22 protein-coding genes are annotated in these 24,009 nt (G+C 62.2%); 11 read left to right on the top strand and 11 right to left on the bottom strand.

Annotated features, from left to right (window positions below; genetic code table 11):
* Positions 1-21: 21 nt before the first annotated feature.
* Complete coding sequence (locus tag RI103_RS19695; RefSeq protein WP_310817020.1) at positions 22-2,004, bottom strand: amylo-alpha-1,6-glucosidase; 1,983 nt, start codon at positions 2,002-2,004, stop codon at positions 22-24.
* A 210-nt stretch (positions 2,005-2,214) separates the two neighbouring features.
* Here RI103_RS19695 and RI103_RS19690 point away from each other — a divergent pair, with 210 nt between their 5' ends.
* From RI103_RS19690 to RI103_RS19680, 3 genes are all read left to right on the top strand, one after another.
* Positions 2,215-2,529: a hypothetical protein gene (locus RI103_RS19690; RefSeq protein WP_310817019.1), complete on the top strand. Its 315-nt coding sequence runs from the start codon at positions 2,215-2,217 to the stop codon at positions 2,527-2,529.
* 59 nt (positions 2,530-2,588) lie between these two features.
* The gene (locus RI103_RS19685) at positions 2,589-4,733 is read left to right on the top strand and encodes a phosphocholine-specific phospholipase C (RefSeq protein WP_310817017.1); all 2,145 of its coding nucleotides are present in this window, start codon (positions 2,589-2,591) and stop codon (positions 4,731-4,733) included.
* 145 nt (positions 4,734-4,878) lie between these two features.
* Positions 4,879-5,148, top strand: a complete 270-nt coding sequence (locus tag RI103_RS19680; protein WP_310817015.1) for a cupin domain-containing protein — start codon at positions 4,879-4,881, stop codon at positions 5,146-5,148.
* A 43-nt stretch (positions 5,149-5,191) separates the two neighbouring features.
* Here RI103_RS19680 and RI103_RS19675 read toward each other — a convergent pair whose 3' ends face one another.
* Positions 5,192-6,307: a M14 family metallopeptidase gene (locus tag RI103_RS19675; RefSeq protein ID WP_310817013.1), complete on the bottom strand. Its 1,116-nt coding sequence runs from the start codon at positions 6,305-6,307 to the stop codon at positions 5,192-5,194.
* 39 nt (positions 6,308-6,346) lie between these two features.
* Positions 6,347-7,114, bottom strand: a complete 768-nt coding sequence (locus RI103_RS19670; protein WP_310817011.1) for a transporter substrate-binding domain-containing protein — start codon at positions 7,112-7,114, stop codon at positions 6,347-6,349.
* Between the two features lie 121 nt (positions 7,115-7,235).
* Here RI103_RS19670 and RI103_RS19665 point away from each other — a divergent pair, with 121 nt between their 5' ends.
* A complete protein-coding gene (locus RI103_RS19665; RefSeq protein WP_310818634.1) occupies positions 7,236-8,156 on the top strand; it encodes a LysR substrate-binding domain-containing protein in 921 nt (306 codons plus the stop codon).
* A gap of 24 nt (positions 8,157-8,180) precedes the next feature.
* Here RI103_RS19665 and lysA read toward each other — a convergent pair whose 3' ends face one another.
* Positions 8,181-9,464 (bottom strand): diaminopimelate decarboxylase, encoded by a 1,284-nt coding sequence (lysA, locus tag RI103_RS19660; protein ID WP_310817009.1) that lies wholly within the window; start codon positions 9,462-9,464, stop codon positions 8,181-8,183.
* Positions 9,465-9,534: 70 nt separating this feature from the next.
* Between lysA and RI103_RS19655 the strand changes: the two genes are divergently transcribed.
* A complete protein-coding gene (locus RI103_RS19655) occupies positions 9,535-10,464 on the top strand; it encodes a LysR family transcriptional regulator (RefSeq protein WP_310817007.1) in 930 nt (309 codons plus the stop codon).
* A 172-nt stretch (positions 10,465-10,636) separates the two neighbouring features.
* On the top strand, positions 10,637-11,491 hold the full coding sequence (locus RI103_RS19650) for an oxidoreductase (RefSeq protein WP_310817006.1): 855 nt from the start codon (positions 10,637-10,639) through the stop codon (positions 11,489-11,491).
* Positions 11,492-11,525: 34 nt separating this feature from the next.
* Here the strand turns inward: RI103_RS19650 and RI103_RS19645 are convergent, their stop codons facing one another.
* The 7 genes from RI103_RS19645 to RI103_RS19615 all read right to left on the bottom strand — a co-directional run bounded on the left by RI103_RS19645 (position 11,526) and on the right by RI103_RS19615 (position 18,567).
* A complete protein-coding gene (locus tag RI103_RS19645) occupies positions 11,526-11,942 on the bottom strand; it encodes a rubredoxin (RefSeq protein ID WP_310817004.1) in 417 nt (138 codons plus the stop codon).
* Positions 11,943-12,393: 451 nt separating this feature from the next.
* Positions 12,394-13,602 (bottom strand): aromatic ring-hydroxylating dioxygenase subunit alpha, encoded by a 1,209-nt coding sequence (locus tag RI103_RS19640; protein WP_310817002.1) that lies wholly within the window; start codon positions 13,600-13,602, stop codon positions 12,394-12,396.
* Positions 13,603-13,787: 185 nt separating this feature from the next.
* On the bottom strand, positions 13,788-15,239 hold the full coding sequence (locus RI103_RS19635; RefSeq protein WP_310817000.1) for a glycosyltransferase: 1,452 nt from the start codon (positions 15,237-15,239) through the stop codon (positions 13,788-13,790).
* A gap of 49 nt (positions 15,240-15,288) precedes the next feature.
* A complete protein-coding gene (locus RI103_RS19630; protein WP_310816999.1) occupies positions 15,289-15,888 on the bottom strand; it encodes a cytochrome b in 600 nt (199 codons plus the stop codon).
* A 567-nt stretch (positions 15,889-16,455) separates the two neighbouring features.
* Positions 16,456-17,559, bottom strand: coding sequence for a cyclopropane-fatty-acyl-phospholipid synthase family protein (locus tag RI103_RS19625; protein ID WP_310816998.1), 1,104 nt, complete (start codon positions 17,557-17,559; stop codon positions 16,456-16,458).
* A 65-nt stretch (positions 17,560-17,624) separates the two neighbouring features.
* Positions 17,625-18,401: a DUF1295 domain-containing protein gene (locus RI103_RS19620; RefSeq protein WP_310816997.1), complete on the bottom strand. Its 777-nt coding sequence runs from the start codon at positions 18,399-18,401 to the stop codon at positions 17,625-17,627.
* 34 nt (positions 18,402-18,435) lie between these two features.
* Positions 18,436-18,567 (bottom strand): hypothetical protein, encoded by a 132-nt coding sequence (locus tag RI103_RS19615; protein ID WP_310816996.1) that lies wholly within the window; start codon positions 18,565-18,567, stop codon positions 18,436-18,438.
* 97 nt (positions 18,568-18,664) lie between these two features.
* Here RI103_RS19615 and RI103_RS19610 point away from each other — a divergent pair, with 97 nt between their 5' ends.
* The 5 genes from RI103_RS19610 (at position 18,665) to RI103_RS19590 (ending at position 24,009) form a co-directional block, all read left to right on the top strand.
* Positions 18,665-19,729, top strand: coding sequence for an EamA family transporter (locus tag RI103_RS19610; protein WP_310816995.1), 1,065 nt, complete (start codon positions 18,665-18,667; stop codon positions 19,727-19,729).
* Between the two features lie 176 nt (positions 19,730-19,905).
* The gene (locus RI103_RS19605; protein ID WP_310816993.1) at positions 19,906-20,109 is read left to right on the top strand and encodes a DUF3562 domain-containing protein; all 204 of its coding nucleotides are present in this window, start codon (positions 19,906-19,908) and stop codon (positions 20,107-20,109) included.
* Between the two features lie 138 nt (positions 20,110-20,247).
* Complete coding sequence (locus RI103_RS19600; protein ID WP_310816992.1) at positions 20,248-21,351, top strand: FAD-dependent oxidoreductase; 1,104 nt, start codon at positions 20,248-20,250, stop codon at positions 21,349-21,351.
* Between the two features lie 209 nt (positions 21,352-21,560).
* Positions 21,561-22,022 (top strand): GNAT family N-acetyltransferase, encoded by a 462-nt coding sequence (locus RI103_RS19595; RefSeq protein ID WP_310816991.1) that lies wholly within the window; start codon positions 21,561-21,563, stop codon positions 22,020-22,022.
* Between the two features lie 277 nt (positions 22,023-22,299).
* Positions 22,300-24,009, top strand: coding sequence for a molecular chaperone HscC (locus RI103_RS19590; RefSeq protein ID WP_310816990.1), 1,710 nt, complete (start codon positions 22,300-22,302; stop codon positions 24,007-24,009).

Genomic DNA, 24,009 nt, shown 5'->3' with positions numbered 1-24,009 from the left:
GGACACACATCGTAGCGCGGTTTAGGCGCCGGCGGTCGTCAACCTGGCAAGCAGGCGTTCAATGCGCAGCAACTCTCCCAGCGACCACGCCTGAAACGGCGTGCCGGCGGGTGCGTGCGGCGCATCGCCGTCGGCGATTTCGCAGAGATGGTCGAGACCGGCGTGGTCGAGCTGCGCGTAGAGCGGGTCGAGAAAGCGCGTTTTCGCCTGCATACGGGCATCCGCCGCGACGCCGTGGACTCGCAGCCACGCTTCGACGAACGGGCCGAGCAGCCACGGCCACACGGTTCCTTGATGATAGGCGCCATCGCGCTCCAGCGGAGATCCGCCGTAGTGTCCGCGATAGGCCGGATCGGATGGCGCGAGCGTCCTCAGTCCCAGCGGCGTGAGCAACTGTGCTTCGACCTGATCGAGCACCGCGCGCGCCGCCGCGCCGTCGAGCAACGGAAACGGCAGGCCGCCGACGGCGAAGATCTGGTTGGGCCGGATCGAACGGTCAATCGCGCCGTTGACATGATCGACGTCCACATTGTCGAAAAGCACCTGCGTGGACGGATCGACAAAGCGTTCATGAAACGCTTGCAACGCTCGCTCAGCAGCTGGCCGCCATTGCGGATTCCACGTTGCTGCAATGCGCAAAGCGTTGATCCAGAGTGCTTGCACCTCGACCGGTTTGCCGATGCGCGGCGTGACCACCCAGTCGCCGACTTTCGCATCCATCCACGTGAGCTGCACGCCGGGTACGCCGGCACTCAGCAGGCCGTCGTCGGCTGACGCCTGGATGTTGAAGCGCGTGCCGTTCGTGTAGCCGGTGAGGATGGATTCGCTGGCCTGTTGCAGTCGCTGCTGTGTTGCAGCGCTCGCGTGGTGCGTCGCCAGATAGTCGTGCACGGCGACGATGAACCACAACGATGCGTCGACGGAGTTGTATTCCGGCGTGTCGCCATAGTCGGGGAAGCGATTCGGCAGCATGCCTTCCGACAGCGTGCCCGACCATTCGAGCAGGATCGCTTCGGCGTCGTCGAGCCTGCCCGACGCGATCAGCAAGCCACGCATCGCGATGAAAGTGTCGCGGCCCCAGTCGGTGAACCACGGAAAGCCCGCGAGGATCGTGCGGCCTTCGTTGCGGGTGACAACGTAGGCATCGGCAGAGCGTTGGAGACGCGAGCCGAGCGCATCGCGGCGTTGTTGTTCCATGCGCGCGAGTTCCGCGGCGTGGATTGCGGCAGGTTTCGCGTTTGCCGATTGCGTGCCACTCGCGGCGTGTGACGCGCTGAGAACCATCACCGCTTCGCCATCAGCGAGATTGAAGCTGAATATGCCCGGCGCCGCGAGATCCTCGCTGAAGTCGAGGCCGCGTTCCCGTTCGCGAACGTAGCAGAAGTTGCGATACCAATCCGGGGCGTGCGTGTAGACGCCATTGGTCGCGGCACGGATCACCGGCAGGTCGCCGTAGGGTTGCCAACTCACGCTGGCCTGATCGTCGCTCGTCTGCGCGTTGAAGTTGAGCGCCGGGTTTGCATGGTGCAGCGCGTGATAGTCGCGGCCCGACAGCAACGGCCTGACTTTTAACGTGTACGCGTTTTTCTCGCTCGTGTCGCCCGCGCGCTCCACACGCCAGCGCAGAATCGTTTCGCGTGTGTCCTTACAGACAAACACCTCAGCGCCTAGCAGAAGTTCAGTATCGACTTGCACACGCCAGGTCGGCCACGGCTTCGTATCAAACGCGACAAGACTCGCTGTCAGGTTCGGGTAGATCACGTCGGGCGCGTATCGCTGCATGTTCAATGGATAGCGCACGCCGTTCGATTCGAGCCACGCCTCCACGCCGTTGACGAGCACGACGCGCCCGCCTGGCGCGCGCGTAGCGCTAAGCAGTAACGCGTGATAGCGGCGCGTGCGCAGCGTGCCCACCGTGCCCGACGCGAAACCGCCGAAGCCGTCCGCTTCCAGCCATTCGTCTTCGAGACGCGTGATGTCGAAAGGTCGTTCGATGCGTGTCATGAACTTTCCGGTTGTGCAAAGCCAATCATCTTTCAGTGCGCCTGAATGTCAGGAAGAAGGCGCCGCGATGACCATTCTCCTACTTATCACTTTCCACTTCCTTTCGCAAAACCGACTGATCTATGCAAGTTATGCAACTCGCAAACGTTTCACAATTATTTCTTGAAAGGGATGGAGACTGCACCCGCTTTCACAAAACCGGATGCAGACATGAGAAAAGACAAGCGTCTCGTGAGTGCCGTTTTGGTTGCACTTGCAACTTTAGCGCTGAGCGGTTGCGGGGCGGACGATTCCGCGCCGTCGGCGGCATCTTCCGCGCCGGCCGTTGCGAACAACGACGCCGCGCCGAATGCGGCGACCGCGCCCGCGACGCCAATGCTCAACGCATCTTCAACATTCGCGGCAGACCCCGCAGCGGCCTCCGATCCGATTACCCAGAACATGCAAGCCAGTCTCGCCGCGGACAACCAGCAAGTCGCGCCTGTCATGCGTTACGCACCCGGCGACAGCGCGACCAGCAACTGACCCAATTCCACCGGCGCGCGAAGCGCGCTATTGTTCCTCCCCGCAGAAGGTGATATTCGATGACATCAACTAGCCGTCGCCGTTTCCTGCAGACCGTGGCTTCATCCGCCGGCGCTGCCGCCGCGTTGACCGCGCTGCCCGAGTCGATTCGCAATGCGCTTGCCGTTCCCGCGTTTTCGCGCACCGGCACGATCCGCGATGTCGAGCACATCGTCGTGTTCATGCAGGAGAACCGCTCGTTCGACCACTACTTCGGCCACATCCGCGGCGTGCGTGGCTACAACGACCGCTTCCCGATTCCGCTGCCGAACGGCAAGCCGGTGTGGTATCAGCCGTCGAAGGAAGATCCGACCCAGCCGGTCCTGCCGTTCCATCTGAACACGGCGACCACCAGTGCGCAATGCCTCGGCGATCTGGATCACTCCTGGTACAAGACCCATGCCGCGATCGACGGTGGCCGCTACGACCAGTGGCCCGCCAATAAGACCGACATGACGATGGGCTATCACCTGCGCAGCGACATTCCGTTCCACTACGCGCTGGCCGACGCGTTCACCATCTGCGACGCCTACTTCTGCTCGCTGCCGGGACCGACGCACCCGAACCGCGCGTATCTGATGTCCGGCATGGTCGATCCGAGCGGCACGCTGGGTGGTCCGCTGCTCGACAACAACGATTTCGTCGACGGCGACGGTCCGCCGAATTATCAGTTGCTCTCATGGACCACCTACCCGGAGCGTCTGCAAGCCGCGGGGATTTCGTGGCAGGTGTACCAGCAAGGCCTGACCGGCGCCGATCCGTTGAACGGCAACTACGGCACCAACATCCTGCAGAACTTCACGAACTTCATCAACGCGCAGCCGGGTTCGCCGTTGTATGAGCGCGCGCAAACCGTGCGCACCATCGACGACCTGAAGGCCGACGTGCTGGCCAACAAGCTGCCGCAAGTGTCGTGGTTGTGTCCGCCAGCCGCGTACTCGGAACACCCGAGCTATACGCCCGCATACGGCGCGGAGTACACCTCGCAGATTCTCGATGCGTTGACGTCGAATCCCGAGGTGTGGAGCAAGACCGTGTTGTTCATCATGTACGACGAGAACGACGGCTTCTTCGATCACCTCGTGCCGCCGCAACCGGCGACGACCGGCGCGCAAGGCCAGTCGACGGTCAGCACCGAAGGCGAAATTCACAACGTGGTGAATCCGTTGCGCGGCGGCAGCTACACCGCCGACGGCCTGCCGTACGGCCTCGGCCCGCGCGTGCCGATGACGATCGTGTCGCCGTGGAGCAAGGGCGGCTTTGTGTGCTCGCAGGTGTTCGATCACACATCCGTGATTCGCTTCATCGAAGCGCGCTTTGGCGTGTATGAGCCGAACATCACGGCATGGCGCCGCGCGGTGTGCGGCGACCTGACCACGGCCTTCGACTTCCGCACGCCGGACTCGAAAGTGCCGCCGCTGCCCGACACGAGCAACTACAAGAGCATCGCCGACAACCAGTGCGCGACGCAGCCCAAGCCGACCGTCCCCGCGACGCCGGGCGCCATCGATCCGCAGGAAAGCGGCATTCGTTTCGCGCGTGCGTTGCCGTACGAGTTGCATGTGAACGGCCAGGCCAACGAGAAGAAGAATACGTTCGAGGTGTCGATCGGCAATACCGGCGATCAAGGCGCGCATTTCTATATGTACGCGACGAATCGCACGGAGGGTCCGTGGCGTTATACCGTCGAAGCGGGCAAGTCGATCAACGAGACGTTCGATCTCACGGCGACCAACGGCGTGTACGCCTTCGAAGTGTTCGGGCCGAACGGTTTCGTGCGCAAGTTCGCCGGCAACACGCAGCAGGCGGCGGCGCAGATCGCAGCAGGCCACGGCAACAACAAGCCTGCAGACCCGGAAGTGAAGGTGCAATACGACGCCGCGAACGGTAACGTGTTCCTGAAGTTCAGCAACAAGGGCAGCGGCATTGCGCGCTTGACGGTGACGGACAACGCGTACGGTGCGCGCCCGCGTCCGGTGCTGGTGCCGGCCGGCGCGCATATCGAAGAAGCGTGGGTGCTGGCGTCGAGCCATCACTGGTACGACTTGACGGTGACGAGCAATGACGACGCCAGCTTCTCGCGCCGTCTCGCGGGTCACGTCGAGAATGGGCGGCCGAGCATTAGCGATCCGGCAGCGGTTGCGCCGGTGTTGGTGGTGAATTAAGGGCGCCCGAAGGTGAACGGGCTTCGGTCAAGGCAGCATGCCTGATCGAAGCCCGGCGCCGGGTGGTTATCGCGCAAGGTGTCCTGCACGAAACGGCGGATGGCGTTACAGTCATTCTTCGCCACCTCTTGCGAATAGGAGCATCATGGACCGTAACGCATTCACCGAAAGCCTGACGAAAGAAGGTTTCCCTGACGCCGTGGTTGTCACGCGCGAGGCAAACGTCGAGATAGACGTTCACGAGCATTCATTCGAAGCCAAGGCGCTGATCCTGGAAGGCGAACTGAGCATCCGCGTGGACGACGAAGAGCGGGCGTATCGCGTCGGCGAGGTCTTCCACTTGCCGGCGAACAAACCACATTCAGAGCGCTATGGTCCGAATGGCGTGACTTATCTGGTGGGCAGAAAGCAGTAAGGCGCGGCCTGAATCGCAGCACGCGCCCGCACAAAGAAAAACGTCAGGCGCCCAACAAAACCCCCGTTCTGAAAGGCCGCGTGCCCGTCACGCGCCCGAGCGGCGCGCCGGCTGTCACGAAGCGAATCGCGCGCCGCATGTAAAACACACCTTCAGTTTTGCTGGCGATCGTTGTCGTTTCGTCGGTCAGCGGATCGACGATATCGAACAGCGGCTGTCCGACGCGAATCGTGTCGCCGATCTTCGCGCGATGAATCAGAATCCCGCTCACGGGTGCGTAGAACTGCTCGCTGCCGGCGAGCGGCGTGGCCGGCGACAACAAGTCCGGCAAGGGCCTGGCATCGAGCTTGATCGCCTTGCGCCAAACGAGATAATCGACAAGCGCGTCGGCATCTTCCTGAGCGACTTCGTAGGACACGTCTCGCTGTCCGCGGCATTCCACGGTCACGGCGATCGCACCGTTGGGCACAGGCTGATTGGCCGGCAACTCCTGCTGCAACTTCCACCACAACAGGCTGTGCGTTTCGTCAAACGATTCGCCGCCTGAATTGGTGGCGAGCAACGACGCCTGCGCGCCGAGATAGCGCGACAACGGCTCGAACTCCGGCCACGCAGCCTCGCTGGTATAGAGATGCATCGCCGCTTCGAGCGAACAATGCAGATCGATAATCACATCCGCATCGAACGAGAGCTTCAGCATCGCCAGTTGCAGCGATTCGAACTCGGTCAACGGTTTCTGATCGGCCAATTCCTCGGCAATCAACTGCCGCACTAGCCGCACGTTCTCGGCTGCATCGGAACCCAACGTTTCCTTGGCGCGCGCCACCACTTTCGAAAACTGCAGGAAGTGACGATTGAAGTTCTTCCCGCTGCCCAGATCGAAGCGCCCAAGAAATTGCCCGAGCACGTATTGCCCGAGCCCGACCGGATTCGCCACCGGCACCAGCACGATTTCCGCGTTCAGCGCACCCTGCTTTTCCAGTTCGAGCAAACGACGCTTGAGCAGCACCGTCGTCAGCATCGCGGGCGTTTCATCGGCATGCAGCGATGACTGGATATAAATCTTCTGCCCGCTATTCGCCGGGCCGAAATGAAACGACACCAGTTCGCGGTGCGTGCCGATAGCCGGCGAGAGAAGCGGAATCGATTGCCTGTTCATGAGCGGGATTCTGTAAAAGAGAAGTCTGTGGTCGAAGAATCAATTGCCGTATGGATCGAAGTCGAAGTACTTCTTCGCGATCTGCGCGTATGTGCCGTCCTTGAGCATCGAGGCGATGGCCGCGTTGATCGATGCCTGCATCGCGGTTTCATCCTTGCGCAAACCGATGCCTACGCCGCGATCGCCCATCGAAAGCGGTTCGCCGACAAACGCAAAGCCCTTGCCTGCCGGCGTACGCAGGAAACCGATGTCCGCTTCCACCGAACCGAGCAAGGCGCCGTCAAGACGCCCGTTTTGCAGGTCGGCGAATACTTCGTCCTGACTCTTGTACGCCACCACATGCGCGCCGAGCGGCGCCCAGTTCTTCAGCGCATAGCCCTCGAACTGCGTGCCCGATTGCACGCCGATCTGCTTGCCGGCCAGTGCATTCGTGCCGCCCGCGAGCGCCGAACCTTGCCGCGCGATCAACCGTGATTTGAACTGGAAGAGCTTCGACGAAAACAGGATCTGTTGTTCGCGCTTCTCCGTTATCGCCATCGACGAAAGGATCGCGTCGATCTTGCGCGCCTGCAGCGCCGGAATCATGCCCGAAAATTCGAGTTCCACCCACTGGCAGCGCGCGTGGATGCGCTTGCAGATTTCATTGCCGAGATCGACGTCGAAACCTTTGAAGCTGCCGTCTGGCGCCTTGGCGTCCATCGGCGGATAGCTCGGATCGATACCGAGGCGCAGCAGAGTGGGCTCAGCGGCGAACGCGCCACTGCTGAAAGCCAGCGCGGCGTTCAAGATCATCAGCGGAATTTTCATGGAAGCACGGAGTGTGGGTGGGCGGATGACGACCGGGCTATCCTATGCCGCGTCCGCGCCTTGAAGAAGGCCCATTCGGACTATCATGATCACTTTTACCGATCACTGGACGGCAGCCTTCATGGCGTTGACGATCTCCCAGCTTCGCGCGTTCACCGCCGTGGCCGAACATGGCAGCATCCGCGCGGCCTCGCGGGCACTCGGCATTGCGCAGAGCGGCATCACGCAGCAGTTGCAGAATCTCGAATCGATGCTCGGCGCGACCCTGTTCACCCGCACGAATCGCGGCATTGCGCTGACCGCTCTCGGCCAGCGACTCTTGCAACGGGCTGGCGCGATCATCGGCGAATGCGAACGCGCCGAGCAGGAAGTGCAGCAACTGCGCGGCGACTACGTCGGCGAAGTCACCTTCGGCATGACCACTGAGCCATTGATCGACGCGCTCGCGCCAGTGTTGATGGATTTCCGCACGCGCTTTGAGCGGGTCGCGGTCCATCTGCGCACGGGCACCTCACGCATGATGATTTCGTGGATCCGCGAAGGCACGCTGGACTTCGCGGTGGCGCTGGTATCGAAGCATACTGATACCGCCGATCTCTCGGTGATGCCGCTTTATCCGTCCGATCCGGTGATCGTCTGCCGCCAGGGGCACCCGAAATCCGGCGCAAGCTCGCTGGCCGAACTGGTCGATTGCACGTGGGTCGCCACACGCTCGCCGAATCTCACGGACGATCCGCAAATCAACCGCCTGAACAATCTGTTCGAAAGCCACGGCTTGCCACCGCCGAAAATCGTCGCAACGGTGGAAGGCTTGTACGAGACGCTACATCTGGTGGGTGCGACGGATTGCCTGTCGCTGGAGGCGTCAGCCGTAGTCAACCGTGGGCCGTTTGGGAGCATGCTCACCGCCATTCCCGTGCACGAGCGCGCGGTCGAGCAGAACGTTTGCCTGCTGCAACGCGCGGCCATTCCGCTTACACCGGCAGCGCAGGAACTCGCGACGATGATCGCTTCGTACACGCGCACAGTGCGGGCGCGTTAAGGCGGCATTGAAGCGGCGCTGAAATCACGCCGACATTTCGAGCGCGAGCAGTTCATCGAGCGTTTGCCGGCGGCGGATCAGTCGTGGCTTGCCATCTTCCAGCAACACCTCGGGCGCGAGTGGCCGGCTGTTGTAGTTCGATGACATCGACGCGCCGTACGCACCCGCATCGTGAAACACGATGAAATCGCCCACCTCGGGCTGGTGCATTGAACGGTTGGCAATGACACCGCCTGCGGCTTGGGTGAATACATCGCCCGCTTCGCACAACGGGCCGGCTACCGCACATGAATCAACCGGCGCTTCGCTCGGCGAACCGTCGTGTTTCAGTACCGTCATCTCATGATGACTGCCGTAGAACGAAGGCCGTACAAGGTCGTTGAATCCCGCATCGATCAGCACAAACTGCCGCGCGGGGCGTCGATTCAGCGCATGCACTTCCGCGACGAGCACGCCCGATTGCGCGACCAGAAAGCGCCCCGGCTCGATTTCCAACCTCACGCGATGCCCCACATGCGCTTCGATCTGCCGACGCGCCGCATCCCAAAGCCGGAAATAATGCGCGATGTCGATATTGGGCTCGCCTTCGCGATACGGCACCGACAAACCACCCCCCGCGGAAATCGCTTCGATATCGTGACCCAGGCCCTTCACCGCGTCGACCATCGCATCGCACACACGCGACAGATGCCCATAGTCGACGCCCGAGCCGATATGCATGTGCAACCCGACCAGCTTCAACCCATAACGCCGCACCAGTTCAAGCGCGCGCGGCACTTCGTCGAGCCAGATGCCGTGCTTGCTATGCTCGCCGCCCGTGTTGGTCTTGTTGCTGTGACCATGACCAAACCCCGGATTGATCCGCAGCCATACGCGATGGCCTTCGGGCGCATGCCGTCCTATCCGTTCAAGCATATCGAGCGAGCCCGCGTTGACCGTGATGCGATGCTCGATCACGGTGGCGAGCGTCGCATGATCGATGAGATCCGCTGTGAACACGACGCCTTCGGGATCGCCATTGGGCGTGAAGCCTGCCGCGAGGCTGCGTTTGATTTCGCCCAACGAGACCGCGTCGACCAAGACCCCTTCGTCGCGCATCAGCTTGAGGATATGCAGGTTCGAACATGCCTTCTGCGCATAGCGGATCACGTCGAAGCCGCGCAATTCGGCAATGCGCCTGCGGATTGCGTCAGCGTCGTAGACCCACAGTGGCGTGCCATGCTGGTGGGCGAGTTCGACGATTTGTTGTGGATTGAATGGCGTCACGGTTCCCGTCTTTCGATATCGAAGCGTTGCTGTGAACGACATGATGCTGAAAACGCACCATTCAGTAAAATACCAACTCTTTGTACATCCATTCACTCCTGATATACCCATCATGGCGCTCACACATCGGCATATCGAAGTCTTTCGCGCGCTCATGACGGCAGGCAGCGTCACCAAAGCGGCTGAGCTGCTGTTCACCTCGCAGCCCACGGTAAGCCGCGAACTGGCGCGCATGGAACAGAGCATCGGCTTTGCCCTGTTCGAACGCACCAATGGCCGGCTGCGTCCCACCTTGTCCGCGCTCACCTTGTTCGACGAGATCAAACGCGCGTATGTCGGGCTTGAACGCGTGGCGTCCACCGCCGCGAGCCTGCGCGAATTCCAGGGCGGCCAGCTTTCCGTCATCGCGTTGCCCGCGTTTTCGCATTCGATCCTGCCGGGTGCGGCGAAGCGCTTTCACGATGCCCAGCCGGACGCGAGTTTGTCGATCGCGACGCAGGAGTCGCCATTTCTCGAGGAATGGCTGACTGCGCAGCGCTACGACCTCGGCCTGACCGAACATGGCGCGCCGCCGGCAGGCACGCGTCTGACGCCGTTGCTCGAAGTGGATGAAGTGTGCGTACTGCCCGACAAGCATCCGTTGCTCGACAGGCGCGTGATCGCGTTGAAGGATTTCGCGGATCAGCCTTTCATCAGCCTGTCGTCGAACGATCCGTACCGGATTCAGATCGACGAAGCCTTCGCGCAAGCCGATATCGCGCGCCGCCAGATCGTCGAGACCCCCACGGCAGTCTCCGTATGCAGTTTCGTGCGACAAGGTCTTGGTCTCGCGATCGTCAATCCGCTGACCGCCCTCGATTTCGCGGGCCGCAGTCTGCATATCCGGCCGCTCGCCGTGTCGCTGCCGTTTCGCGTGAGCGTGATTTATCCGGAGCATCGGCCGAGCCATCCGCTGGCCGGCGCGTTCGTTCGAGCGCTGCTAAGCGAAGCCGCCGCGCTGCGGCTACAATTGAAAACCCACACCGGACGCAAGCAGCAATAACGGCTCTTGTTCGCGAATCAACACTCGCGAGCCGTTGCCGACATCCACCGAAAAAGTCCGGGCACGCTTCGGCTTCAGGCTAAGCAAAGCAGCAAACCGACTGCGGGCGCGAGCAACGCACTGCGCCTTCGCGCCGCATGGAGTCTTCACACAATCAACAGGAGTTGTACAGATGATGAATCGAGACAATCCCGTCTGGCTGATCACAGGATGTTCCACCGGATTCGGCCGCGAACTGGCGAAACTGGTGCTGGAGCGCGGCTGGCGCGCGGTGGTCACCGCACGCGATCCGTCGAAAGTCAAAGATATTGCCGAGGCCCACGGCGATCGTGCGCTGGTTCTGCCGCTCGACGTGACGAACCCCAAGCAGATCGACGACGTGGTGACGCAAGCGAAGCAGCGTTTCGGCCGCATCGACGCGCTCGTCAACAACGCGGGTTATGGCTATCTGGCGGCGATCGAGGAAGGCGAAGACGACGAAGTCCGCGCCATGTTCGAGACCAACGTGTTCGGCCTCGTCGACATCACGAAAGCGGTTTTGCCGATCATGCGCGAGCAGCACAACGGCTTGATCGTCAATGTGTCGTCGATCGGCGGTATCACGAGTTTCGCGGCGACCGGCTATTACCACGCCACCAAATACGCGGTGGAGGGCCTATCCGAATCGCTGGCAACGGAGGTGAAGCCGCTCGGCATCGACGTCTTGATCGTCGAACCGGGGCCGTTCCGCACGAACTGGGCGGGTCCGTCGATCAAGCAATCGGCCACGGTGATCGACGACTACGCGGCCACGGCCGGCGAGCGACGCAAGCAGACCGAGGCGCGCAGCGGCAAGCAGGCAGGCGACCCGGTGCGCGCCGCGCAGGCGATCATCGACGCAGCGCTGTCGGACACACCGCCGCTGCGGTTGTTGCTCGGCAAGACCGCGATCGAACTGGCACGCAAGAAGCTGGATTTCATGCGTGGTGATTTCGATGCGTGGGAAGCCACCACGCTGGGCGCGGATTTTCCGGAAGGCGCGGGTTAAGCCGCGTGAGTCTTCCGTTGTGCGTTGGTCGGGTTTAAAACTCGACCAACGCGAAATCTTCCTTGCCCACGTCGCAAAGCGGGCAGCGCCAGTCCGCCGGGACATCCGCCCAGCGCGTGCCCGGCGCGATGCCTTCTTCCGGCAAGCCCGCGGCTTCGTCGTAGACCCAGCCGCAGATCACGCAGATCCACTGCTTCAAGTCGTCCGCCGATGCGGCATGATCGACCGTCGCATGCGACGCATCGGCCGCGTGCGGCGTCGATGTTTCATCGAGGCTCACCACCAACGGCGCCGCAGTGCCGACGCCAGTCTCGGCAAGACGCGCCTGCAGGCTCTCCAGCAATCGCTGCGCTTCGGCCTGCGTCAGATCGATCCAGTACGGATCGCCGGCGCCGTCGTTGAGCCGCTCGGGGGAAAACTGGATTTCTACGGCTACGCCCTTCTTGTACATGGCAAATCGGAATATCGATTGAAGCCGGCAGCGCGTCCCCAAAAATAACTTCTTTCGGGACGTGCCGGCATGGGTCGGAAGCGTCGCGCAGAGGCTTCGCGTGGAAATCAGACGAACCGGTTCAGCACGATCGCAGCGATCAGACCGGCGGCGCCGATGAGGCCCAGCAATTGCAGCAGCGTGAGGGATTTACGGGGTGCGGTAGGGATTTGTTGCGTAGTCACGGGCTATTCTTAAGATCGGAAAAAACGAAATGGTACACGGGTCCGCGGCCGGCGCATGTCGAATAGCGCAAACCGCCGTGCATTGGCTGCCATTATCGCCGCTCGATCGCCCGGTATTCCCTACCGTCCGGAGATGGATTGATTCCCTTCGAGAGGGAAAGTTTTCTTGCGACTACGCCGGGTAGATCGTCACAGGCACCACGCGCCCGGCGTCGAAAAGTCGGCTATCAGCTCTTCGCGAACGGGCTGCCGTGACGCGAATCCCAGAAGCGAATCACAGCCGTGTCGCCCGTGCCGGCGCCCACTACCTGATCCTGCGCACCGTTTTCGCGCAGCAATGCGCGCAGATCGTTGATGACCGGAAACACCTCGTGATTCCAATCTGCGCCTTGCGAATCGTGAGCGCGCTGTTCGGCTTCGACGATCTCGCGGTCTTCCTTGAAAATGCGTTCGGTGAACCACACCAGCAGCGGCCACGCGAGATTCAACACGCCGGGAACGCCCGGCTTGCGAATCGACAGTAGCCCGAACGTGCGGTTGGTGCGCTGCTCGCGATCGAGCGGCACATAGACGATCCACAGATTCATCACCAGCGTCTGCTCGGACGTGCGGATCTGCAGCGTCTGATACGGATACTCGGTGCGGATCGTCATCACGTCTTTGTCGTTGTCGCCGCCGGTTTTACGGCTCTGGCCGAACACGATCGCTTCGCCGATAGGCTGCTGGCCGGCCATGCGCGCAAACGTGTAATCGACTTCGACCCAGCCCTCGCCGCGCCGCCGGCCGAGCGAGCGCGCCCGCATCTGCCCCATCTGCTTGCGATGCAGAAACTGATGGTTCATGTCCATCAGGTTCTCGTGCATGAACGAGTAGTGGCAATTCACCGGACGGCCAAAGCGGCGCGTCTTGTACTTCTTGTCGGAGACCGAAGCGAGGTCCGGCGGCGGCCGTTGTTCGGCCAGCGAGGCGTCGCCGGGGAAAACGAAAATCAGGCCTTCGATTTCGCGGCACGGATAAGAGCGCACGCCGTTCGGCAGACGCTCACGGCCGAGGTACGGCACGTCGATGCACTTGCCCGAGCAGTCGTAGGTCCAGCCGTGGTAGCCGCAGCGAATCGATTCGCCGTCCACCACGCCCTGATGCAACGGCACCTGACGATGCGCGCAGCGGTCCTCCAGCGCGAACACCTTGCCGGACTCCGTGCGCGCCAGCACGATCGGGTCGCCCGCGAACGTTACACCATGCGTCTTGCCCCGCTTCACCTCATGCGACCACGCCAGCGGATACCAGTAATCAGGGTGAATACCGACGCGGCGCAGATCGCGCACCGGTGTGTCGTTGGCGGCCTGGCCCGGCGTGTGAGCGTGTTTCTGCGATGCGGCCTGGGTAGGCGACGCATCGACGGTGTCTTGTTCTAGCGGGGGAACAGCATGCATAGGTGGGTCTCCGTGCACGGGCGGATAGAAGGTTGCACCCTGCAAATTGTGGGTGCTATCGTTGCCAGTCTACTAGAACCCGACGCCGCATGGGGTCGGGGACCGCGCAACCACCTACTGCGGCGCCGGCTCGCGCAAGCGCACCGTCCTGCTCCCACTTCCTTCCTGAAAGACGACGCGTCGCGTCAGCTCTCGTCGTGCGCCACCAGCCCCGAGCGACGCTGCACGCCCCACGACCGGCCGCCGCGCAGGAAATGCAGCCAGCCGAGTGCGGCGCCCACGTGCCGCACCAATTGAAACGTGAACGGCTCGGCGACCGCCGCGAGCATCGCCATCCACAAACTGGTGCCAGCGCGCTTGCCGGTCCAGCGCCGGTACAGATGGATGCTCCATAGATAGAACGCGAGGTCGATCGCGGTTTTCAGCCCGATCACACTGAAGATCGATACGACAATCGCGCCATGGCCGCCGAACAGAAAGGCGAGCAGCAACACGAACGCGGTCAGGCCGTAGATCGGCTGCATGGTGTCGATCGCCTTGACCGGCAGCATCAGCATGCCGAGCGTGCCGTAGCGCGGATTGCCGGTCATGTCGCGATTCCAGTATTGCGTCTGCAGGAAGCCCGCGAACCAGCGCCGGCGTTGACGCAGAAAACTGGCGAGATTGTCCGGCGCATCCGTGCGGGCATGCGCCTCGCCGACCACGCGCACGTCCCAGCCAAGATCGTGGTCGACCGAATAGCGGCGTAGCCGGTGAATCAACTCGTAGTCTTCGACCAGGCACTGCGGATCGAAACCGCCCACGTCGAGCAGCGCGTCGCGCTTGAAGGACGCGAAGGCGCCCGAAATGAGCAGCAGACTGTCCGCACGCATCCACGCAAAACGCGCGATGAAGTTGCGCATGTACTCGTAAGTCTGGAACCACTGGAACACGCGCCCCGACACCGATTTGCCGCACACCGGCACCAGAATGCCGGCCGCGGCGACCAGCTTCGGTTCGCTCGCGAAAGCGGCGCGCATGGCGTAGGTCGCGTCGTCGTCGAGCAGGGTGTCAGCGTCGACCGTCATGACGGTTTCCGTGGTCATCACGTTGATCGCGGCATTCAGCGCGCGCGCCTTGCCGCCGTGCGGCACGCGCAGCCAGAACAGATTCGGATACAGCGCGCTCGGCGCGCTCAGCACACCATCAGCGGCCGCGGTGAGGCCGAAGCGCTCGGTGAGCAGTTCGCGGGTCGCGTCGGTGGAGCCGTCGTCGGCAATGACGATTTGCGCCGGCCCATGCGTTTGCCGCAGCAGCGCGGCGAGCGTTACCGGCAGCACCGTCGCTTCGTTGTGCGAGGCGACGATCACGCCCATGCTCGGCAAGCTGCGCCGCTCGAAGTCAGGTTCGAGAGGCGGCGCACGCCGCATCAACGGCAGCGTTTTCCACGTGACGAACACCAGCAGCAAGGTGTCGTACACCACGTAGGCGATACCCGTCGACCACGCCAGCGCGCCTTGCAGAAAGAAGGCGCGCGCGAACAGCAGCAACCACAATACAACCACACTCAAATGAATCAGCGTGCTCAACGGCGTCGTGCGACGCGGCACAATGCGCGGCGAAGCGAAAGCGAGAGCTTGTTCCAGGGTTTTCTTCAAGATGACTGCCGGGTTTGTCGATGTTGCGGTTAATAGGTGAACGCGGCGCTTACGGCACCATGCGCTTCAGAACCGACTTGCGATCGATCCACTGATGCTTCAACGCGCCACCGATATGCATTGCCAGCAGCGCATAGAGCGCGTAGCCAAGCCAGGTATGCAAAGCGCCGAAGCGGTCGTGCAACGTCTCTTTCAGCGCCGGATCGAGCTTCATCACATAGCCGATACGCGGCCACGGAAACAGGTCGAACAGGCGCATGGGATGCGTCGCCGCGTCTTTCCATGCGGAATCGTGCAGCCAGCCAGACAGCGGCAGCGCAATCATCAGCAGATACAGCAGGAAATGCGCAACGTGCGCGGCGATCTTTTCCCACGACGGAAACTCGCGCGGCAACGGCGGCGGTTTGTGCGACACACGCCACAAGATGCGCATGAGCGCGAGACCGAGCACCGTGATACCGATCGACTTGTGGGTGTCGACCACCGGGCGCACCCAGTCGTCCGGCAACGAATCCGCGCTCAGGCCGAGCACCACGTTGACGATCATCAGCAGCGCGATCAGCCAGTGCAGAACCATGGCCGTGCGGGTATAGCGCGACGGCACTGAGGTGCCGGTCGAATCGGTCAAAGAGTCGCCGTGCGTGTTCATGATCGTTCCGTCCGCAGCGGCATTGCTGCGAAAGCTGTTTGAAAATCCGGCAATGCCGCAGCACATCCAGGCGCGCCGATGCATAAGCAAACGCCCGAGTGTGCCGCTTTATTCCGCCGGGCGCTTAATTCCATGTTTGCAGCCTGTTTCGCGGCCGCCTGCTTAGAGAGGCCGATGCATCAATCGCGGCGAATACGATGAACGGCCCGCCAGGTCACGCGCGGCGGTGGTCCTAAAGCAGCGCGGACGAAGGGGATCGGGGCGGTCATTGGCGATTCCAGGCGGGTTGGTTGCGACATGGGCACACGGTGGTCGGAACGCCATTGTCGTTGCTATGGCGCATTTCCGCCGCTGTCGCCAGGCAGTTCGATCAGACGGGGCTCCGCTGCCTCGAGATGCGCGTAAGGGTTGGATGCCCGGATGACTGCGCAGTTTCCGCCGACTCGATAAATGGCCGGGCAACGCCGCGAGACGATCGCCAGTACGAAGCCGAGCGTGAAAATACAATTAAAGACAACCCGCGCAGCGCGTCGCGCCTGGCGCTTAACGTAGTTGGTCAGCCGCCGTTCAACGCTTTACGAACCGATAGTGCCCGACGCCCCACTCGTTGCCGTTCGCGTAGCCGAACAGTTCCGCCACGGCCATATAAAACATGCGCCACCGTTGCAGCCACACTGCCGCATCGCGCGTGCCGTAGCTGTCGACCAGCACCGGCATCACGCGATCACGCGCGGCGTCGAGCGCGGCGAGCCAATGGTTCGCCGTGCGCTCGTAATGCGTGCCGCTCACCCACCACTGCCGCTCGATCCGCAGATCGTCCTGGAAATTGAGCAGCAGCGCCTCCGACGGCATGGTGCCACCGGTGAAAAAGTACTTCGACATCCAGTCGCTGCCGTCCTGCACCTGGAAGTGATACGCAAGCGTGCGATGCACGAAGATATGCACGAATAGCTTCGCATCGTCGCGCATCCAGCGGGCGATTTTCGCGAGCAGCAAGCCGTAGTTCTTCATATGCTCGAACATCTCGATCGACACCACGCGATCGAAGCCGCGGCCAAGCTGCGCGTCGTCGAATTCGAAATCGACGATATTGCCCGTCACCACCGAGAGGTTGTGCAAACCCGCCTCCACCGCGCGCGCTTCGATGAACGCGCGCTGCCCATGCGAGTTCGATAGCGCGACGATTCGCGCGTTCGGATAACTCGCCGCGAGCCATAACGACAGCGAACCCCAGCCGCAACCGAGATCGAGAATCCGCTGACCGTCGGTGAGTTCCGCGCGCTCGGCATAGCATTCGAACATGGTCGCCTCGGCTTGCGCGAGCGTCTCCGTGCCGGTCGGGTACAGGCAACACGAATACTTCAGATGCGGCCCGAGATGCGCATGGAAGAAAGACGCCGGCAACTCATAGTGTTGCGCGTTAGCGGCTTGCGTTTCGATGGCGATCGGACTCGCGCGCAGATCGTCGAGCAAACGGTTGAGCCGTTGCGCGCGCAACTCGCCGTTGTCGACCGCCTCGTCGCGCAGGCGCCGGCGCATCAACCGACGCATGCCGAAGCGGATCGCGGCGTCGGGCAGCCAGCCGCGTTCGCAGCTCTGAATGAGCCAGCCGTCGCCGGGCTCGGCGGGCGACGGCGGCGGCACGGTGTGGTCGGTGGTGGAAAGGCTCATAAGGCTGACTCCCTGGCGTTTCTTCTGGACTCTTGCGAAGGCGCAGTGGCGCCCCGGTTGCTTCTTCAATGCCGCGGCGGCCACGGAATCAGCGCGCTGGTGGTGCGCATGTAGTCGGCGTAAGCGGGACGCCGTTTCGCCATGCTTGCTTCCAGCAGCGGAATGCCGGAGAGGTTCAGCAACAGAAACGCCATCAGCCCCGGCGGCAACAGCGTGAACCAACCCCACGGCGTGCCGACAGACAACGCGATATACGCGAGCCAATGCACGCATTCAAAGAAGTAATTCGGATGCCGGGAGTAACGCCACAAGCCGACGCGGCACACGGCCTCGCGATTGGCCGGTACGGCCTTGAAGTTTTGCAACTGGCGGTCGGCCATGGCTTCGCCGGCCACGGAGACGATCCACACCACGACGGCCAGCACGATCAATCCGGCGGCCGGCGCAGTGTCGCGGTATGACGGCACCAGAAACGCGATCGACAGCAACATCGAAATCACGACTTGCAACTGGAAAAACCAGAACATCCTGGTTGCCGCCCGGTCGCCCCATTCTTCGCGAAAGCGGCGATAGCGCGCGTCTTCCGGCTTGCCGGCGTTGCGTTTCCACAGATGCGTACCGAGCCGCACGCCCCAGATCAGACCGCCCAGCGCGGTCAGCGCGCGGGCGAAGGGGTTGCCTGTGCCGAGTATCGCGTACAGCACCGCCACGAGGCCGAGCGAGTACGCCCAGATGGGATCGACCATGCCGGCGTTTTCGCTCCTCAACTGCCACCCCCAGACGGCGCTGAAGATCACGATGAGCCCGACTAGTGCAATCACGGCGGCGGCAAGTGGCGGCATGCTTTCCTCATTCGACGACGATGCTGCTTATACGCTACGACGGCTGCATCGGATGCACGCGGCACGCCCGCGAATCCTTGTCGCCCGGCGAGGCGCAGCCCGGCTTGCCCAACTGATCCGGCCGCTGCGGCACGCGCCTGAAACGCCGCTTTCGTGGATTTCCCATCGCAGCGCCTGTCCAGCGAAGCTTGCCGGCGACCCAAGCAGCGCGACCCGGTTAGCGTTATCGTGTCCGCAACACCCGCTCCCACGCGAACTCCCTCATGCCTACCCGCTTCAACGCCGCATTCACTGCCTTGCTCGCCGCCGCCCTGTTCGGCGCGACAACACCGCTCGCCAAAGCGCTGCTCGGCTCGCTCTCGCCGTTCCTGCTTGCCGGGCTGTTTTATCTCGGCAGCGGCTGCGGCCTTGCCGTGTTGATCCTGGCGCGCCGGGTGAAAGGCGGCGGCGCCGGGCAGCCGACCGGCCACAGCCATTTCCCATCACGTGATGTCCCATGGCTGGGCGGCGCGATCGCAGCCGGTGGCGTCGCAGGACCCGCTCTATTGATGCTGGGCTTGCAAACGACGCCGGCCGCCACCGGCTCACTGCTGCTGAATCTGGAAGGCGCATTCACCGCGCTGATCGCGTGGATGGTGTTTCGCGAGAACGTCGATATGCAGGTATTCCTCGGCATGGCCGCGATCGTCGCCGGCGGTGTGGCGCTGTCGTGGCAGCCCGGCGCAGCGGGACTGGCGCCGGGTACGCTGCTGCTGGTCGGCGCGTGCGCATGCTGGGCCGTCGACAACAACCTCACTCGCAAGGTGTCGGCGCACGATGCCATGTTCATCGCCTGCATAAAAGGACTCGTGGCCGGGTCGGTCAACGTGGCGCTCGCGCTCATCCTCGGCGCCGCGTGGCCGAAGCTCTCGACCGTCGCGCTCGCCATACTCACAGGCTTTGCGGGCTACGGAGTCAGTCTCGTGCTGTTCGTCGTCGCGCTGCGCAATCTCGGCACCGCGCGAACCGGTGCTTATTTCTCGGTCGCGCCGCTTTTCGGCGTGACCTTGTCGTGGCTGTTGTGGCCGGAACTGCCGCCGCCGCTATTCTGGCTCGCCGCCGCGCTGATGACGCTGGGCGTGTGGCTGCACATTCGCGAACGTCATGTGCATCCGCACACGCACGATCCGCTCGAGCACTCGCATCGCCACCGGCATGACGCGCATCATCAGCACGAGCATGATTTCGCATGGGACGGCGACGAGCCGCACACCCATCCGCATTGCCATGCACCCATTACGCACGCGCATGCACATTTCCCGGACATTCATCACCGGCATACGCATTGATTTTTTGGCTGGCCACGCCGCATGGGTGGTTGCTGCATCGCAAGACAAAAATCTCTCTGAAAAAAAATCATGCGATAGGCCGATTCAATTGGCATCGTGGCGCATCGCATCCTGTAATGAAACTCCTGTTGTCTCCCTTTCATCCGCCCAACCTGCCTGCATCCACGGAGATATCTATGTCGCAACCCGAGCCTAATGTAGATGAATTAGTGAAAAGCATCGCCGAGGAAACCGACACGCCGACGGAAACGGTCTCCAAGATGTACGCAGACACCTTGGCCAACTATCGGCACGACGCGCGTGTATTCGACTACGTGCCGCTCTTCGCCGCAAAAAAAGTGCGCAGCCAGCTTCGCGATAGTTCGAATCGCAAACACTGACACGGCGGCGCGCGGAGACCACCGCCTGCTGAAGCGCTTTATCGCCTCGACCGACTCGCGCAAAAATTCACATAACGCGCACCGATTTTTTCCCACTGATAGACTCTGGCCCAGAACCATCGACTCGGGGGAGTTGGCATGCGGGTAACGATCGTAGGCGCGGGCATCGCCGGTTTGAGCACGGCGTGGTCGCTCTCGAAACAGGGACATGACATCACGCTGATCGAGCAGGGCTCGATTCCAAATCCACTCGCCGCGTCGGGCGACCGGCATCGCATGATTCGTCGCGCATATGGTGATGCAGACGGTTATGCGCAAAACATCGAAGAGGCGTTCGACAGCTGGGATCTGCTGTGGAACGATCTCGGCGTGTCCCACTATGCGAATTGCGGCGTGCTCGGCATTTCGCAATTCGCGGGCGATGGCGCGGAACAGTTCCGTAACGGCCTCGACCGGATGGGATTCGAGTATGAAGGGCTCGAACCGCGCGACGCCGCTGCGCGTTACCCTTTTCTCGATCCAGACACGTTTCGTTACGCATATCTCGATCACGACGGCGGCGCACTGCTCAGCGAACGCATTGCACACGATATGAAGGCGTGGCTCAAGATGCGCGGCGTCGACATTCGCATGCACACCAGGGTGCTCGCGGTCGATCCGCACAGCGCTTCCGTGCGCATCGAAAACGACGTGACCGTGCATGCCGACCGGCTCGTGGTCACCGCGGGCGCATGGACGCTGCAACTGTTTCCCGCGCTTGCCGAAAACCTGATGACGTATCGCAACACCGTCGCGTATCTGGACCCGCCCGCGGATCTGGTAGACGCGTGGTCGAAGGCGCCCGCGATTGTCGATATCGGCGGAGCGAGCGACGGCTATGTGCTCCCGCCGATCGACGGCATTGGTCTGAAGTTTGGCGCCGGCATCAACAAGGCGCGCACCCCGGACCCTGACGCGAATCGCATTGCTGCACCCGGTGAAGGCGACCACTTACGCCGGCTGTTTGCGCCGCCGTTCGGCCGCATCGACGAATATACGGTATCCGAAGTAAAGACCTGCGCGTACACGTTCACGGCGGATCAGCGTTTCTTTTCGAAGCGCATCGGCAACACGCTGGTGGTGTCGGCTTGCTCCGGGCATGGATATAAGTTCGGCGCGGCGGTGGGACGGCGTATCGCGGAAGCACTGGAAACGGACGACGACGCCACGCTCGCGCGATGGCTCAGAGCCGAGACGGCCTGAACGGTTTGCGCGCAGCGGCGCACAGTGACGATGAGTAACTGAGCCGCGCAATCAGATAGTTCACCGCGCGCTAGCATCGACGATTGTGCCGCTTCGGTCGTGCTGTTTTATAGCTGATGTATTTCCCCTTCACTCATCCGGCAATGCCGGATCGAGATCGATATCGCCCGAAGACGGATCGAGAGTCTTCCCTCAACAAGGAACCGCACATGTCTGACTCGATTCAAATCCGCCCCGTCGTCCCCGGCGACTTCGATGCCTGGCTGCCACTATGGGACGCCTACAACGCGTTCTATGGCCGCTCGGGCGAAACCGCCTTGCCGCGCGAGATCACGCAAATCACCTGGGAACGTTTCTTCGACGGCTACGAGCCGATGCATGCCATGGTGGCCGAACGCAACGGCCAGTTGCTCGGTCTCGTGCATTTTCTGTATCACCGCCACACGACGATGAAAGGACCGATCTGCTATCTGCAAGACTTGTACACCCTCGACACCGAACGCGGCAAAGGCGTCGGCCGGGCGTTGATCGAGGCTGTGTATGAGCGTGCCAAAGCCGATGGCTCACAACGTGTTTATTGGCAAACGCACGAAACGAATCAGACTGCGATGAAGCTTTACGACAAGGTTGCGGACCGCTCGGGCTTCGTGGTCTATCGCAAAGCGTTGTGATGTCACGCGGCGGCCTCGCCTAGCACGCTTCCCGCTCGTTTCACCGTGCCGCGCCCTCTATGCGGCACAGTGCATTTTTATCTCGAACCGATCTTGCGGCCGTCATGCGCCGCGCATCGTCCTGTCCGAATTCCACTGCCTTCGTTTCTCTCGCCGCTCAAGTTTGCGTGCGCCCTGCCGTTATCGCCATTGGACGGAGCTACACCCGGCTCCACGCGATCAGCGAAAACTTGGGCGATCTCCTCATGGAGGGGCGCAAACGAATCGGAAACTGTACATGCCTTCGATCATCGGCATCGATCTTGGAACCACACATAGTCTCGCCGCAATCTGGCGCGACAACCATGCTCTGCTCGTCCCAAATGCGTTAGGCGAGATGCTCACGCCGTCGTGCGTTTCTATCGACGACGATGGCTCGATCCTCGTCGGCCGCCCCGCTCATGACCGCTTGCATACGCATCCGGAGCGCACCGCCGCCAACTTCAAACGCTATATGGGCACGAGCCGCAGCGTCTCGCTCGGCGCGAAGACGCTGCGTCCCGAAGAGTTGTCCTCGCTGGTGCTCAAGTCGTTGAAGGCCGATGCCGAAGCGTTTCTGGGCGAAACGGTCAGCGACGCCGTGATCGCCGTGCCCGCCTATTTCAGCGACGCACAACGCAAAGCCACGCGCATTGCCGGCGAACTCGCCGGCCTGAATGTGCTGCGCCTCGTCAATGAACCGACAGCGGCCTCGCTAGCGTATGGCGTGCATCAACGCGACAGCGAGCGCAAGTTTCTGATCTTCGATCTGGGCGGCGGCACCTTCGACGTCTCCGTGCTCGACTTCTTCGAAGGCGTGATGGAAGTGCGCGCGAGCACCGGCGACAATTTTCTGGGCGGCGAGGATTTCACGGAAGCATTGGTCGAGTTGTTCTGCCAGCGCAACGGCCTGAAGATCCAATCGCTCACGCCAGTGGCCGCGCAACGTCTGCATCAGCAAGCCGAACGCGCGAAGCGCCGGCTCACGCAGAACGGCTTCGAAAGCGTCACGCTCCAACTCACGATCGGCGACCACGAATACGCGCTCGAACTCGACGCAGCCACCGCGGAGCGCACCTGCGAGCACTTGCTGCAACGACTGCGCAAACCAGTGGAACGTGCATTGCGCGATTCGAAGATCGCCGTCGCCGCGCTCGACGAGATCATCCTCGTCGGCGGCGCTTCGCGCATGCCAATGGTCCGCAAGCTGGTCTCGAAGATGTTCGGCCGCTTGCCCGCCGGACATTTGAATCCGGACGAAGTGGTCGCCCTCGGCGCGGCGGTGCAGGCCGGCCTCGTCGGACGCGACGCCGGCCTCGACGAAATGGTGCTGACCGATGTCGCGCCCTACAGCCTCGGCATCGATACGGCCATGCAAGTCGGTCCGGCTCAGTTCGTGCCGGGTCACTTTCTGCCGATTATCGAGCGTAATACGATCGTGCCGGTGAGCCGCATGCAGCGCATTTTCACGGTGCGCGACCGTCAGCAGAGGCTGAGCATCAAGGTGTTTCAGGGCGAAGCGCGTCTGACCACGGACAACGTCGCGCTCGGCGAGTTCACGCTCGAAGTGCCGCTCAAACCAGCGGGCGAGGCCGGCGCGGATGTGCGCTTCACATACGACATCAACGGCGTGCTGGAAGTGGAGGCCACTGCGTTTCCGGACGGCGTGCAGCGCGCGATGGTGATCGAAGAAAATCCCGGCGTGATGACCCCGGAACAAATCCGCGAGCGTCTCACGGCGTTGAGCGCGTTGAAGGTCCATCCTCGCGATCAACTCGAGAACCGGACACTGTTGACGCGCGCCGACCGTGTCTATGAAGAAACGCTTGGCGACCATCGGCAATATCTGGCGGCGCATATCGCTCGCTTCCAGGCACTGATCGAGCGGCAAAACGCCGACGAAATCACGCAGGCGCGCAGCGAATTGCGCGCGTTGCTGGATCGCTTCGATGTGCATGTGACTTACTGA

Origin of the sequence: Paraburkholderia sp. FT54, from assembly GCF_031585635.1 — a bacterium.
Lineage (GTDB): Bacteria > Pseudomonadota > Gammaproteobacteria > Burkholderiales > Burkholderiaceae > Paraburkholderia.
This window is presented reverse-complemented; position numbering and strand designations above follow the sequence as displayed.

Bases quoted from the DNA above. Each gene is read 5' to 3' on its own strand.
- RI103_RS19695 (WP_310817020.1), bottom strand. From the start codon at position 2,004: ATGACACGCATCGAACGACCTTTCGACATCACGCGTCTCGAAGACGAA.
- RI103_RS19690 (WP_310817019.1), top strand. From the start codon at position 2,215: ATGAGAAAAGACAAGCGTCTCGTGAGTGCCGTTTTGGTTGCACTTGCA.
- RI103_RS19685 (WP_310817017.1), top strand. From the start codon at position 2,589: ATGACATCAACTAGCCGTCGCCGTTTCCTGCAGACCGTGGCTTCATCC.
- RI103_RS19680 (WP_310817015.1), top strand. From the start codon at position 4,879: ATGGACCGTAACGCATTCACCGAAAGCCTGACGAAAGAAGGTTTCCCT.
- RI103_RS19675 (WP_310817013.1), bottom strand. From the start codon at position 6,307: ATGAACAGGCAATCGATTCCGCTTCTCTCGCCGGCTATCGGCACGCAC.
- RI103_RS19670 (WP_310817011.1), bottom strand. From the start codon at position 7,114: ATGAAAATTCCGCTGATGATCTTGAACGCCGCGCTGGCTTTCAGCAGT.
- RI103_RS19665 (WP_310818634.1), top strand. From the start codon at position 7,236: ATGGCGTTGACGATCTCCCAGCTTCGCGCGTTCACCGCCGTGGCCGAA.
- lysA (WP_310817009.1), bottom strand. From the start codon at position 9,464: ATGTCGTTCACAGCAACGCTTCGATATCGAAAGACGGGAACCGTGACG.
- RI103_RS19655 (WP_310817007.1), top strand. From the start codon at position 9,535: ATGGCGCTCACACATCGGCATATCGAAGTCTTTCGCGCGCTCATGACG.
- RI103_RS19650 (WP_310817006.1), top strand. From the start codon at position 10,637: ATGATGAATCGAGACAATCCCGTCTGGCTGATCACAGGATGTTCCACC.
- RI103_RS19645 (WP_310817004.1), bottom strand. From the start codon at position 11,942: ATGTACAAGAAGGGCGTAGCCGTAGAAATCCAGTTTTCCCCCGAGCGG.
- RI103_RS19640 (WP_310817002.1), bottom strand. From the start codon at position 13,602: ATGCATGCTGTTCCCCCGCTAGAACAAGACACCGTCGATGCGTCGCCT.
- RI103_RS19630 (WP_310816999.1), bottom strand. From the start codon at position 15,888: ATGAACACGCACGGCGACTCTTTGACCGATTCGACCGGCACCTCAGTG.
- RI103_RS19625 (WP_310816998.1), bottom strand. From the start codon at position 17,559: ATGAGCCTTTCCACCACCGACCACACCGTGCCGCCGCCGTCGCCCGCC.
- RI103_RS19620 (WP_310816997.1), bottom strand. From the start codon at position 18,401: ATGCCGCCACTTGCCGCCGCCGTGATTGCACTAGTCGGGCTCATCGTG.
- RI103_RS19615 (WP_310816996.1), bottom strand. From the start codon at position 18,567: ATGGGAAATCCACGAAAGCGGCGTTTCAGGCGCGTGCCGCAGCGGCCG.
- RI103_RS19610 (WP_310816995.1), top strand. From the start codon at position 18,665: ATGCCTACCCGCTTCAACGCCGCATTCACTGCCTTGCTCGCCGCCGCC.
- RI103_RS19605 (WP_310816993.1), top strand. From the start codon at position 19,906: ATGTCGCAACCCGAGCCTAATGTAGATGAATTAGTGAAAAGCATCGCC.
- RI103_RS19600 (WP_310816992.1), top strand. From the start codon at position 20,248: ATGCGGGTAACGATCGTAGGCGCGGGCATCGCCGGTTTGAGCACGGCG.
- RI103_RS19595 (WP_310816991.1), top strand. From the start codon at position 21,561: ATGTCTGACTCGATTCAAATCCGCCCCGTCGTCCCCGGCGACTTCGAT.
- RI103_RS19590 (WP_310816990.1), top strand. From the start codon at position 22,300: ATGCCTTCGATCATCGGCATCGATCTTGGAACCACACATAGTCTCGCC.